At 59.8% G+C, this 12,416-nt stretch carries 10 protein-coding genes; 9 read left to right on the top strand and 1 reads right to left on the bottom strand.

Annotated features, from left to right (window positions below; translation table 11 throughout):
- Positions 1–18: 18 nt before the first annotated feature.
- The 6 genes from truB (at position 19) to OGM81_00660 (ending at position 6,937) form a co-directional block, all read left to right on the top strand.
- Complete coding sequence (truB, locus tag OGM81_00685) at positions 19–912, top strand: tRNA pseudouridine(55) synthase TruB (protein UYJ43699.1); 894 nt, start codon at positions 19–21, stop codon at positions 910–912.
- 6 nt (positions 913–918) lie between these two features.
- Positions 919–1,845, top strand: a complete 927-nt coding sequence (locus OGM81_00680; protein ID UYJ43698.1) for a bifunctional riboflavin kinase/FMN adenylyltransferase — start codon at positions 919–921, stop codon at positions 1,843–1,845.
- Positions 1,846–1,862: 17 nt separating this feature from the next.
- Positions 1,863–3,452, top strand: a complete 1,590-nt coding sequence (locus OGM81_00675; protein UYJ43697.1) for a glycosyltransferase family 39 protein — start codon at positions 1,863–1,865, stop codon at positions 3,450–3,452.
- A 159-nt stretch (positions 3,453–3,611) separates the two neighbouring features.
- A complete protein-coding gene (gene rpsO / locus OGM81_00670) occupies positions 3,612–3,884 on the top strand; it encodes a 30S ribosomal protein S15 (protein UYJ43696.1) in 273 nt (90 codons plus the stop codon).
- A 218-nt stretch (positions 3,885–4,102) separates the two neighbouring features.
- Positions 4,103–6,265: a polyribonucleotide nucleotidyltransferase gene (locus OGM81_00665; GenBank protein UYJ43695.1), complete on the top strand. Its 2,163-nt coding sequence runs from the start codon at positions 4,103–4,105 to the stop codon at positions 6,263–6,265.
- Positions 6,266–6,481: 216 nt separating this feature from the next.
- The gene (locus tag OGM81_00660) at positions 6,482–6,937 is read left to right on the top strand and encodes a MerR family transcriptional regulator (protein ID UYJ43694.1); all 456 of its coding nucleotides are present in this window, start codon (positions 6,482–6,484) and stop codon (positions 6,935–6,937) included.
- Positions 6,938–7,020: 83 nt separating this feature from the next.
- On the opposite strand, the gene OGM81_00655 is transcribed toward OGM81_00660, so the two are convergent.
- Complete coding sequence (locus tag OGM81_00655) at positions 7,021–8,232, bottom strand: acetate kinase (protein ID UYJ43693.1); 1,212 nt, start codon at positions 8,230–8,232, stop codon at positions 7,021–7,023.
- 146 nt (positions 8,233–8,378) lie between these two features.
- On the opposite strand from OGM81_00655, the gene OGM81_00650 reads away from it, so the two are divergent.
- The 3 genes from OGM81_00650 (at position 8,379) to OGM81_00640 (ending at position 12,292) form a co-directional block, all read left to right on the top strand.
- Positions 8,379–9,548: a nucleotidyltransferase family protein gene (locus OGM81_00650; GenBank protein UYJ43692.1), complete on the top strand. Its 1,170-nt coding sequence runs from the start codon at positions 8,379–8,381 to the stop codon at positions 9,546–9,548.
- 84 nt (positions 9,549–9,632) lie between these two features.
- Positions 9,633–10,913, top strand: a complete 1,281-nt coding sequence (locus OGM81_00645) for an NAD(P)-dependent oxidoreductase (protein ID UYJ43691.1) — start codon at positions 9,633–9,635, stop codon at positions 10,911–10,913.
- Positions 10,914–11,104: 191 nt separating this feature from the next.
- Positions 11,105–12,292, top strand: coding sequence for a hypothetical protein (locus OGM81_00640; protein ID UYJ43690.1), 1,188 nt, complete (start codon positions 11,105–11,107; stop codon positions 12,290–12,292).
- Positions 12,293–12,416 lie beyond the last annotated feature (124 nt).

Genomic DNA, 12,416 nt, shown 5'->3' with positions numbered 1-12,416 from the left:
AGAAAAGGAACCCTGCGTATGCAAACGCCAAACGGCATTTTGCCCGTGGATAAGCCCGCAGGCTGGACCAGCTTTGATGTGCTGGCGAAGCTGCGCGGCGCTTTGGGCACACGCAAGCTGGGGCACTCGGGCACACTGGACCCTATGGCGACCGGTGTGCTCGCCGTGTTTATCGGCAAAGCCACCGCGGCTGCCGACCGCCAGCTGAACCACGATAAAACCTACGAAGCTACGATCCGCTTGGGCCTGCGCACCGATACCGGCGACATCACCGGCACGGCGCTGGAAACAGCCCCCGTCACAGTAGGGGAAAGCGAACTGAAAGCCGTGCTGCCCCAGTTCACCGGTGAGTTGATGCAGCTGCCGCCGATGTATTCGGCGGTCAAAATCAACGGCCAGCCGTTGTATAAGGCCGCACGCAAGGGCCAGACTGTCGAGCGCACGCCCCGGCCCATCACTGTGTACAGCATTGAATATCTGGGCAGCCCCGCCCCCGGCGATTATACCCTGCGGGTGAGCTGCTCCAAGGGCACCTATATCCGCGTGTTGGCCGAGGACATCGGCACAGCCCTGGGTGTGCCCGCCACGCTGGCCGCGCTGCGCCGCACCCAGGCCGGAGAATTTGGCATCGAACAGTGCCATACATTGCCGGAGATTTTAGCTGCCGCCGAGAGCGGTGCGCTGGAATCGAACGGCTGGATGCTGCCGATCGAGACCGTGTTTGCACCGCTGCCCCAGCTGCATGTGGACAATGCCGTGAAAAAGCACCTGCTGAACGGCTGCCCTACCAGCCATTATCCCGCCGAGGACGGCCGCTACCGCGTGTACGGCCCGGACGGAGCGTTCTTAGGGCTGGCGGCCATCACCGGCGGCGTACTGAATGTAGAAAAACTATTTTGCGAAAGGGACTGAACGCCCATGCAAATTTACCACACCTTGACCCCGGCCCCCGCCCCGCAGGACAGTGCCGTTGCGCTGGGGTATTTTGACGGCGTACACTCCGGGCACCGCGCTGTGCTGGGCGCTGCCGTTACCTATGCGGCGCAACATGGCCTGACTGCCGCTGCTTTTACCTTTGAGCTGCCCGGCAACAACAGCCTGAAGGGCGGGCGTATCCTCTCACTGGCGCAAAAGCACACCCGCGTGGCCCAGCTGGGTATCGCCCAGTATTGGGAGCCATCCTTTGAGGAGTTCCGCGCCCTCTCGCCGGAGGATTTTGTCCGCCGTGTGCTGGTGGACTGCTTCCATGCAAAGGCGGTCTTCTGCGGCGACAACTTTACCTTTGGCGCTTACGCCGCAGGCAATGTAGCGCTGCTGGAGCAGCTCTGTGCCCCCTACGGCATCACCGTAGACGTAGTGCCCATGGCCCAGTACGGCGGGCAGACCGTGTCGTCCACCCGCATCCGCGCCGCGCTGGAGGAGGGCCGCCTGGACGACGCCAACGCCATGCTGGGCAAGCCCTACGCCATTGATTGGGCTGTGACCCACGGCAAGGGCATTGGCAGCGGCAAGCTGGGCACGCCTACCATCAATCAGAACTATCCGGCCGAGGCCCTGCAGCCCTGTACCGGTGTGTACCTGACCCGCATCTGGCTGGACGGCCAGTGGCGGCCCGCCGCTACCGGCATCGGCCGCCGTCCCACCGTGGACAGCAGCGCCAATGCCGCCGTCACCTGTGAGACCTTTGTGCCGGACTACGTGGGCAACGTCTACGGCCAGACCCCGCTGCTGGAGTTCCATAAATATTTGTGCCCGGTACGCAAGTTTAACTCCATGGACGAGCTTGCTGCCCTGATCCACCACGCCGCCGAGGAAAGCAAGGCTTACTTCGCGGCGCAGCACTGAAAGGGGAGGGAAGCACGATGTCGGATGGAAAAACCGCCGTATTTACGCGGAAGTCCACATTGGAAAAGTTTGCGTCCTTCTGCGGCAGTGCAGCCGCCTGGCTGGCAGCGCTGGTGCTGTTCGGGCTGGCAGCGGCTTCGCTGATCGCGCGGATGGACTTGCTGGATGTTTCCACCTTGGCCGAGGGCAAGGCTCTGCGGGTGGGGATCTCGCTGCCTGAACTGTTGCTGTTTGTGGTGCTGACCGCTTTGTTGGCCGGACTGTGCCGACTGCTGCGCGGGCTGGATGACCAGAAAAAAACCAATCGGCTGATTGCCGGGGCAGCTGTACTGGAATTTGCGCTGGCGTTGTGGTGGGTGTTCTCCCAGCAGATCTACCCGGCGAATGACCAGGAGACAGTCTGGAAGATGGCTGAGGCGCTGGCGAGCGGGGATTTTTCTGCTTATGCACCAGACAGTTACGGCTGGACTTATTTCCAGACCTGCCCCTATCAGGGTGCTATGGCACTGTTTATGGAGCTGTTTATCCGGATGTTCGGCAACGGTGCGCTGCGGGCATGGTCGCTGTTTGGTGCCATTTCCGCCCCGGCCTGCCTGTTGGCGCTCTGCTGCATTGTCAGGGAGTTTGGTGCCAAACCTCGCACCCAGTTGCTTTGCGCAGTGCTCTGCCTGCTGTTTGTTCCCATTCCGATGTATGCCTCTTTTGTGTACGGCACTTTACCGGCCCCGGCCATGGTGTTGTGGGGCGGCTACGGGTTGCTGCGTTTTATAAAAGGCGGAAAACCGAGCTGGCTGGCACTGCCCTTTGTGCTGTTCCCACTGGCCGTACTGGCCTATCAGTCGGCGCTGATCTTTATCATTGCTGTCTGCATCGTGGCTGCGTTTTCCGGCTTTGGGCGCAGCGGCAAGCAGCTGCTGCGCGGTCTTGTGCTGGCAACGCTGCTGCTGGCCGTGCCGGTAGCCGTGGAAAATATCGGCCAATCGGTATTTTTCAGCCGTGTGCCGATTCCATACTCCACCGGCATGCCTGCCAGCACCACGGTGCTTATGGGTATCCACAGCGGTACCTATTATGGGCCAGGCGGTTTCGATGGAAGCAGTTGGAACCTATTCTGGGACAACAACGCCGACACCACCGCCGCCAATGCGGCTGCGGTCAAGGGTATTGGCGAGTACTGGAACACCTACCTGCACAACCCCAAGGAGGTCAAGTTCTTCCTGCAAAAGACCGCCTGGCAATGGCTGGACCCCTGGTTTGAGGCCCTGACGATGAACGGCCCGTCCATCACGGTGGCCGGGGGCGTGGGCTGGCTGGCCACCGCGTTGGGCGGCGGTGTGCTGTTTGCCCCGGTACAGGCCGTGTTGCGGGCACTGCTGACCTTTGTGTATCTCTTTGCTGGCTGCGGCACTTTGGCGCTGCGCCGTAAAACCGGCGGTGCTGTTTGGGCGCAGCTGCTTGGCATCGCGTTTTTCGGAGGTTTTCTCTTCCAGCTCGTCTGGGAGACCAAGAGCCGCTACTGCTTCCCATTCTTTGTTTTCCTGCTGCCCCTGGCTGCGGTCGGCTTTATCACCGTGCTGCGCTGGGCAGGGGATAAGTCTGCAAAATAATTGTAAAATACCTGCATCCTGCCCCTTGTAATTTGGGGGAGGGTATGGTATACTTATGACTGTTACCGTGGCTCGGTTTGGGGCGTATGCCTCTAGGGTTCCAACTACCCCTTACTGCGCTTTCGGCAAATCCATATTTTTTTGAAAGAGGTATTTACCATGAGCCAGAAATCTGCTATCGATAAGCAGCCCATCATCGCCAAGGCAGCCATCCATGAGGGTGACACCGGTTCTCCGGAGGTCCAGGTTGCTCTGCTGACCGCTCGTATCAACCACTTGACCGAGCATCTGAAGACCAACAAGCATGACAACCACAGCCGCCGCGGCCTGTTCAAGATGGTCGGCCGCCGTCGTAATCTGCTGGCCTACCTGCAGAAGAAGGACATCAACCGTTACCGTGCCCTGATCGCTGAGCTGGGTCTGCGCAAGTAATTTCCGCAAAAACGGGCAGGGTGCATATGCACCTTGCCCGTTCTTTTTATAGTAACCCCTGTTCTAGCATCCCTTATTATGGACGAAGGCCGCCCCGCCCCTGCCGTTTTGCGCAGTAAATCGAGCACCCAAGCATCTGGCTTGGCTGCTGGCTTTATTGCTCAAAACCGGGGTGCGGTCCGGCCACGACATATCATCCCAAACGAAGGAGAAAACCTATGGCTTACGAATTTGCTTCCCGGCTGGAAACCTTCCCCAAGTACCGCAAATTTGAGACGACCTTTGCAGGCCGCCCCTTTGTGGTCGAGACCGGCAAAATGTGCGGTCTGTCCAACGGCAGCGCCATGATCCGCTACGGCGAGACCTGCGTGCTGTGCAACGTCACCATGAGCGACAAGCCCCGTGACGGCGTTGATTTCTTCCCCCTGAGCGTGGAGTTTGAGGAAAAGCTGTACGCCGCCGGCCGTATTCCCGGCAGCTTTATGCGCCGTGAGGGCCGCCCTGGTGAGCATGCCATCCTGTCCTCCCGCGTGGTCGACCGCCCCATCCGCCCGCTGTTCCCCAAGGATATGCGCAACGATGTCTGCGTGACCATGACCGTCATGAGCCTGGACCCCGATTGCTCCGCTGAAATATCCGGCATGAACGGTGCCTCTCTGGTCATCGCCATGTCTGATATTCCCTGGGGCGGCCCCATCGCCGGTGTGTCCGTCGGTCTGGTGGACGGCGAGATCGTGCTGAACCCCACCAAGGAGCAGCGCGAGCACAGCGACCTGTCCCTGACCCTGGCTGCCAGCGAGGAGAAGATCGTTATGATCGAGGCCGGCGCCAACGAGGTCGACGAGGAGACCATGATGAAGGCCATCCGCGCCGGTCACGAAGAGATCAAGAAGATGCTGGCCTTTATCAACAGCATCGTGGCCGAGATCGGCAAGCCGAAGAAGAGCTTTACCCCCGTGGAGCTGGATCACGCCCTGCTGGCCGACGTGTACGCCAAACATCTGGACGAAGTCAAGGCCGCCATGGACACCGACGACAAGAACGTCCGCGACGCCGCTATGCTGCCCATCATGGATGCCATCGCTGCCAAGCATCCCGACCTGACTGCCTCTGACCTGGATCTCATCAGCTACAAGCTGCAGAAGAAGGTCGTGCGCACCTGGCTGCTGGAAGATGGCAAGCGTGTTGACGGCCGCGGCATCAACGAGATCCGCCCGCTGGCTGCCGAAGTCGGTCTGCTGCCCCGCGTGCATGGTTCCGGCATGTTCACCCGCGGCCAGACCCAGGTCCTGACCATCTGCACCCTGGGCTCTACCAAGGACGCCCAGCTGATGGACGACCTGTCTGACACCCAGTACAAGCGTTACATCCATCACTACAACTTCCCGCCGTATTCTGTCGGCGAGGCCCGCGCTCCCCGCAGCCCCGGCCGCCGCGAGATCGGCCACGGCAACCTGGCAGAGCGTGCCCTGATTCCCGTGCTGCCTGACCAGGCTGAGTTCCCGTACACCATCCGCTGCGTGTCTGAGGTCCTGTCCTCCAACGGCTCCACCTCTCAGGCATCCATCTGCGGTTCCACCTTGGCTTTGATGGACGCCGGCGTGCCCATCAAAGCACCGGTTGCCGGCATCTCCTGCGGCCTGATCACCGACGGTGACCCGCTGCACGGCGGCCGCTGGATGACCATGCTGGACATCCAGGGCGTCGAGGATTTCCACGGCGACATGGACTTTAAGGTCGGCGGCACCCGCCGCGGCATCACTGCCATCCAGATGGACATCAAGGTCGATGGCCTGACCTACGAAATCGTCGAGGAGGCCCTCGAGAAGTGCCGCAAGGGCCGTCTGTACATCCTGGATCAGATCATCAAGCCGGTCATTGCTGAGCCGCGCGCTGAGCTGAGCAAGTATGCGCCCAAGATGTTCAGCATGATGATCCCGGTCGACAAGATCAAGGACGTCATCGGCAAGGGCGGCAAGGTCATCCAGGAGATGTGCGCCAACTTCAACTGCAAGATCGACATTGAGGAGGACGGCCACGTCTTCATCTCTGCCATTGACCAGGATGACGCCAAGCGCGCCATTGCTACCATCAAGACCATTGTGGAGGACCCGGAGATTGGCGCCATCTACAAGGGCCGCGTGACCCGCCTGATGAACTTCGGTGCTTTCGTTGAGATCGCACCGGGCAAAGAGGGCCTGGTCCACATCTCCAAGCTGGACGATCATCGCGTCGAGCATGTGGAGGATGTCGTTGCTGTCGGCGATCCCATCTTCGTCATGGTTACGGACATCGACCAGCAGGGTCGCATCAATCTGTCCCGCAAGGACGCCCTGGCTGCCATCGCCAAGAAGCGCGCCGAGGCCGCTGCCCAACAGTGATGCCGGGGGGCTTTGTTCCTTTCTTGCAAGAAAGGAACCGAAAGAACTCTTAACAAAAATTGGGGTATCCCGTATGGGATACCCCAATTTTTCATTGAAAGTTTCTTCGGTTCCTTCTTTTCAAAGAAGGAACAAAATCCCCGGCGCCCCGCTTGACGGCGGAGCGCCGGGCGTGTATACTTAAAGTTAGAGTATAGTTTAAGGAGCGTGTCGTTTATGTACACAGTCGGAGAGATGGCGCGGATGCTACATGTACCGGCATCGACGCTGCGCTACTATGACAAGCAGGGCCTGCTGCCCTTCGTGGAGCGGTCGCCGGGCGGTATCCGCGTTTTCAAAGATAGCGACTTTGAATGGCTGCGCATCATCGAGTGCATGAAAAAAGCCGGTATGTCGTTAAAAGACATCCGCATCTACATCGAGCTGGCCATGCAGGGGGATTCCACCATCGATGCCCGGCTGGCCATGTTCCGCCGCCAGCAGGACACCCTGCGTGCCCAGATGCAGCAGCTGCAGGACACCATGCAGGTGCTGGAATACAAGTGCTGGTACTACGAGACCGCTCAAAAGCTGGGCAGCATCGACGCTGTAAAAAACCTGCCCGACAAGGATATCCCCGCCGAAATGCAGGCCGTAAAGGCCCATTTGTGCGATTGCCCGGATGAGGAATGAGCATAGGTTCCCCTTGAGGGGAGCTACATACAACGAAAGGCCAGAGCCGAACAGCTCTGGCCTTTTCTTTATGCAAGAAGCAATTACAGCTTCTCAACAACTTCCTTGGTGTCGCGGGCGATCATCAGCTCCTCGTTGGTCTCAATGATCAGGGTGCGGACACGGGCGCCCCAGGCGGTAACTTCGACAACGTCCTTCTTCTGCTTGTGAGCATCGCGGTTCTTGTCGGTGTCGATGCGGATGCCCAGCCAATCCATGTGGTGGCAGATCTTGGCGCGGGAGTCGGCGTCATGCTCGCCGATGCCGCCCGTAAAGACGATGGCGTCCACGCCGCCCATGGCGGCAATGTAGCTGCCGATGGTCTTTTTGATCTGGTAGTTCAGCATATCGCTGGCCAGCTGTGCGCGCACGTTGCCATGCTCGGCGGCTTCCTCGACGTCGCGCTTGTCGCTGGAAACGCCGGAAACACCCAGCAGACCGGACTTCTTGTTCAGGATCTCGTCCAGCTCGTGGCCGGTGATCTCCAGGTTGTATTTCAGGTAGTTGACCACGCTGGGGTCCAGGTCGCCGCAGCGGGTGCCCATCATCAGGCCGGCCAGCGGGGTCATGCCCATGGAGGTGTCGATGACCTTGCCCTGGTCGACAGCGGCAATGGAGGAACCGTTGCCCAGGTGGCAGGTGATGAGTTTCAGGCGCTCAATGGGCTCCTCCAGGAACTCGGCGGCGCGGTGGCTGACATACTTGTGGCTGGTGCCGTGGAAACCGTAGCGGCGCACGCCGTACTTCTCGTAGTACTCGTAGGGGATGGCGTACATGTAGGCCTTCGGGGGCATGGTGGAGTGGAAAGCCGTATCAAACACAGCGATGTTGGGCTTATCCTCGCCAAAGACCTTATAGGAAGCCTCGATACCCAGGATGGCGGCGGGGTTATGCAGGGGAGCCAGGGGGCTCAGGTCATGGATAGCCTTGACGACCTCGGGGGTGATCAGGCAGCTCTCCTTGAACTTCTCGCCGCCGTGAACAACACGGTGGCCGATGGCGTCGATCTCGGAAACGCTGTCAATAACTTTGCCCTCGCCGGTGGTCATCTTCTTCACAACCTCGGCAAATGCCTCGGTGTGGGTGGGGAAGATGGCGGGCGTGGTGGCCTTGTTGCCGTTGCCCTCGTGGGTGATCATGCTGCTTTCCATACCGATGCGCTCGCACAGACCTTTGCAAAGAACCTTTTCTCCGTCCATGTCGATGAGCTGGTACTTCAGGCTGGAAGAGCCGCAGTTGATAACCAGAACTTTCATGGGGTATCCTCCTTATTTTTAAGGGCACAATTACGCCCTTTCCTTATTACAATTTTTATTATATAATGTGGTTAGTGTTTTTGCAAGGCGAGAACGCACAAATCTTGCACGTTCTTTTTTTAACAACCTGCTCAGGAGTTTTTTGCATGGAATTTGCCGGAATCATCACCGAATATGACCCTTTTCACAACGGCCATGCCGCACAGATCGCTGCGGCCAAGTCGGCGGGCGCGGGCTGTGTGGCTGTCTGCATGAGCAGCGGTGCCGTCCAGCGGGGCGGCGTGCCCGTGCTGCCCGAGAGTGTGCGGGTGTGCGCGGCGCTGGATGCCGGGGCAGATTTAGTCATTACATTGCCCGCACCCTACGCCTGTGCCACAGCCGAGCAGTTTGCCTCCGCCGGGGTGCGGCTGCTGGCCGCGCTGGGGTGCGATACGCTGGTGTTCGGAGCCGAGGACCCCGACACCGCCCAGCTCTCGCAAGTGGCCGAGCTGCTGGCCAGGCCGGAGCTGGGCGCCCTATTACAGGAACGGCTTTCCACCGGCATGACCTACGCCGCCGCACGGGCCGAAGCCGCTGACGCGCTGCTGCCAGGGGCGGGGACACTGCTGCGCACGCCCAACAACATTTTGGGCATCGAGTACTGCAAAGCCATTTTGGCGCAGGGCGCCGCCCTCACGCCGCTGGCGCTGCCCCGGCTGGGTGCAGCCCATGGCGGCGGTAGGCCGGGGGAGCACAATGGCATCCCCATGGCCAGCGCCAGCTACCTGCGCAGCCTGACGGTGGAGGATTGGGAACCCTACGTGCCCCCGCAGGCGGCAGCGCTGTACACCAGGGCTGCGGCGGCGGGACTGCTGACGGATGGAAACAAATTCGAGGTTGCCGTGCTGGCGCTGCTGCGCGCGAAACCCGAAGCCGATTTTGCCGCCGTGCGCGGTGTGAGTGAGGGGCTGGAACACCGCCTGGCCGCTGCCGTGCGGGAGGCCACCAGCCTGGACGACCTGTACACCCGCCTAAAGACAAAACGTTACCCCCATGCGCGGCTGCGGCGGCTGGTGCTGGACGCTGCGCTGGACATCCCCGCCGAGCTGCCTGCGCCGCCCTACATCCAGGTATTGGGGGCACGCAAAACTGCGCTGTCCCGTTTAAAGCAGGCCGCGCTGCCCGCCGGGACCAGTTTAGCCGACCTGGCACGCAGCGGGACGGAGGCCGCAAAAATCAGCGAATTGCACAGCAAAGCTGTCGATTTTTCGGCACTTTGCAGGGTCAAAACCCAGCCGATGGGGCTTGCCTTTACGACCAAACCCGTGGTAATATAAAACACATATGGAGAAATGCTCGTAGAGCTGTAAGATTGTTGCATTTTTAACGGGCAAAATCGGTTCGTAAAAGGAGAAGAAACCATGGCATTGCATGTAATGGATGAAGCCAACCATTGCCTTGGATGCAAAAAGCCCCGCTGCCAACAGGGCTGCCCCATCCACACCAACATCCCCGAGGTCATCCGCCTGCTGAAGGACAACAAACTGGACGACGCCGGCAAGATGCTGTTTGAGAATAATCCCCTGACCACCGTCTGCTCGCTGGTGTGCAACCACGAGAACCAGTGCGAGGGCCACTGCGTGCAGGGCATCAAGGGCGCACCCGTGCATTTCTCGGTCATCGAGAACTACATTTCCTCTACCTACGCCAGCCAGATGACCAAAGGTCCCGCCACCCCCAACGGTAAAAAGGCCGCCATCATCGGCAGCGGCCCGGCTGGTTTGACCATCGCGGTCATCCTGGCCCGCTACGGCTACGATGTGACCATTTTTGAAAGCCACGATAAGATCGGCGGCGTGCTGCGCTACGGCATCCCTGAGTTCCGTCTGCCCAAAAGTGTGCTGGACGACTTCGAGTACCGCCACCTGCGCCTGAAGGACATCAAAGTCCGCCCCAACACCGACGTGGGCAAGGCCCTGCGGCTGGAGGACCTCTTCCGCGATGGGTACAAGGCGATCTTCATCGGCACCGGCGTATGGCGTCCCAACACGCTGCACATCAAGGGCGAGAGCCTGGGCAACGTACACTATGCCATCAACTACCTGCAAAACCCTGACGTCTACCACCTGGGCCGCCGCCTGATCGTCATCGGCGCAGGCAACGCCGCCATGGATGTCTGCCGTACCGCCCTGCGCCACGGCACCCGCCATGTGGAGTGCTTCTCGCTGTCCAAAAAGATCACCGCCAGCGAGTACGAGGCCAGCTACGCCAAGCTGGAAGGCGTCAACTTCCACTTTAACAAAAAACCGGTGGAGATCACTGACAAGGGCGTGGTGTTCCGCGACCTGAACGAAGCCGAGGACGGCACCCTGACCGACATCCCGGACACCGAGGAACTATATCCGTCCGACAGCGTGATCGTCTCCATCAGCCAGGGTCCCTGCACCACCATCACCGAGAGCGAACACGACCTGAAAACCAACGAGCGCGGCTTGTTTGTGACCGACGAGCTGGGCCACACCAGCATGCCCGGCGTGTTTGCCAGCGGCGATGCCGTCAAGGGCGCGCGCACCGTAGTCGAGGCCGTGGCCTACAGCAAAAAGGTGGCCGAGGCCATGCACGAGTACATGCAGACCCTGCCGCCCGAGCTGCCCGACGAGTACGCCAACGTACCCATGGCCAAGTACGATGACGGCAACTGATTTTTACACATACCCATCCAGCGCGGGGCGTTTTGCCCTGCGCTTTGTTCTTGCCTGACACAAATTGGAAACATAGCTGTGTTAGGGTAGGGGAAAGGAGGCGATGTTGCGTGAAATCTCGTTTTGTATTTTTATTGTTTGTTTTCACAGTTTGTATTTTATCTGGTTGTGGCGCAGGTCATAATGCGCGTATGGATGTTGATTTTTCGGCATCTGATGCCGCTCAGACAGCGGAAAGCGGCGCGGTGGTGGTTGCGGAAGATGGCGCAAGCACGCTGCACATGCTGGGTGCGGCGAACAAATACGGCTGGTATCAGGTCGGGTACGATGAAACGGATGTGTGGTACGGCACCGTGATCGATTTTGCCGAAGCCGAGGAGCGGGAGATTTCTGCCCCAGACAGCCTGCCCATGAACGGCCGGGTAGGCAATTTGCAGGTTGACGATGCGCAAATCGTCTGGAGCTGGTCCGGCATGCTGACCGACACTCCGGCGCTGGTGGTGACGGATTTTGACAGAAACCAGACCGGGGCGGTCAGCTTCCCGCAGGGATGGTACCTTGCCGGTTGGGCACCCATAGCCGCCGACGAACAGTACTTATATGCCAAAGGCGGTATGGTCTCCGATGATCCCGCCCGCCTGGACGAGCGCCGCCTGCTTCGGCTGAACCCGGCCGCCGACACGGTAGAGACCGTCACGACCTGGGACGAGTACGGCGGCCAGCTGCTGGGTACCTGGGATGGCAAGCTGCTGCTCACACGGCGGGTGCCCGGCGCTGATTGCCCGGAGCCTGTGTATGCTTATTACAGTGTCGACAATTTTAACGATCTGAAGCCCTATTTAACCGAGACACTCTGCGCACTGGACCCTGCCACCGGCAGTGAGATCGTGCTGGCCGAGGGGGCGGTGTATACCTTTGGTCCGCTGCGGAAGTTAGCCGGGGATGCGCTGTGGTGGGTGGACGGCACCCGCCTGCTGCGCCAGCCGTTGGGCACAGACGAGGTGCAGACGGTGGCTGAGCTTCCACAAGAGATGACGCTGGACAGCGTGTATGACGAGGATGTGTTTTTGCTGGCCCGCCAGGATGAGCGGCAAGTGCTGTATGTGTATCATCTGGCAGACGGCACGCTGGCCGAAAGCCCCCTGCGCTGTGCTCTCAAGTACGAGGATTATTATGTTCCCATCGTCTGCCAGGCTGCGCCAGGAATGTATTTGATTATCGAGGGCGAGACCGCCGTGACGAAAACCCTCACCGGCACCGATGGGCGGCAATACAACATCAGTTCCCCAGTAACGCAGTATGCCCTGGCTACGCGATCGGCAATACTGGATCCCAGCGTCCCGACTACGCCAGTGCCGCCAGGCATATGGCGAAAATAGCAGCGCGGAAATCTCCCTTTCCATAAGGGAGATTTTTTATTTTGTGCGTCTTGCACAAATTTTCGCCGTGATTTTTGTCGCTTGAAAATGATTGTTTGTGGTTGATTCTGGTGGTTGTTGTGCT

It is taken from the genome of Oscillospiraceae bacterium (genome assembly GCA_025758045.1).
Lineage (GTDB): Bacteria > Bacillota > Clostridia > Oscillospirales > Ruminococcaceae > Gemmiger.
Note: the sequence above shows the minus strand (reverse complement) of the source record. Positions and strands in the feature narration are given on the sequence as shown.

Excerpts from the sequence above, each read along its gene's own strand:
- truB (UYJ43699.1), top strand. The coding sequence starts at position 19 with ATGCAAACGCCAAACGGCATTTTGCCCGTGGATAAGCCCGCAGGCTGG.
- OGM81_00680 (UYJ43698.1), top strand. The coding sequence starts at position 919 with ATGCAAATTTACCACACCTTGACCCCGGCCCCCGCCCCGCAGGACAGT.
- OGM81_00675 (UYJ43697.1), top strand. The coding sequence starts at position 1,863 with ATGTCGGATGGAAAAACCGCCGTATTTACGCGGAAGTCCACATTGGAA.
- rpsO (UYJ43696.1), top strand. The coding sequence starts at position 3,612 with ATGAGCCAGAAATCTGCTATCGATAAGCAGCCCATCATCGCCAAGGCA.
- OGM81_00665 (UYJ43695.1), top strand. The coding sequence starts at position 4,103 with ATGGCTTACGAATTTGCTTCCCGGCTGGAAACCTTCCCCAAGTACCGC.
- OGM81_00660 (UYJ43694.1), top strand. The coding sequence starts at position 6,482 with ATGTACACAGTCGGAGAGATGGCGCGGATGCTACATGTACCGGCATCG.
- OGM81_00655 (UYJ43693.1), bottom strand. The coding sequence starts at position 8,232 with ATGAAAGTTCTGGTTATCAACTGCGGCTCTTCCAGCCTGAAGTACCAG.
- OGM81_00650 (UYJ43692.1), top strand. The coding sequence starts at position 8,379 with ATGGAATTTGCCGGAATCATCACCGAATATGACCCTTTTCACAACGGC.
- OGM81_00645 (UYJ43691.1), top strand. The coding sequence starts at position 9,633 with ATGGCATTGCATGTAATGGATGAAGCCAACCATTGCCTTGGATGCAAA.
- OGM81_00640 (UYJ43690.1), top strand. The coding sequence starts at position 11,105 with ATGGATGTTGATTTTTCGGCATCTGATGCCGCTCAGACAGCGGAAAGC.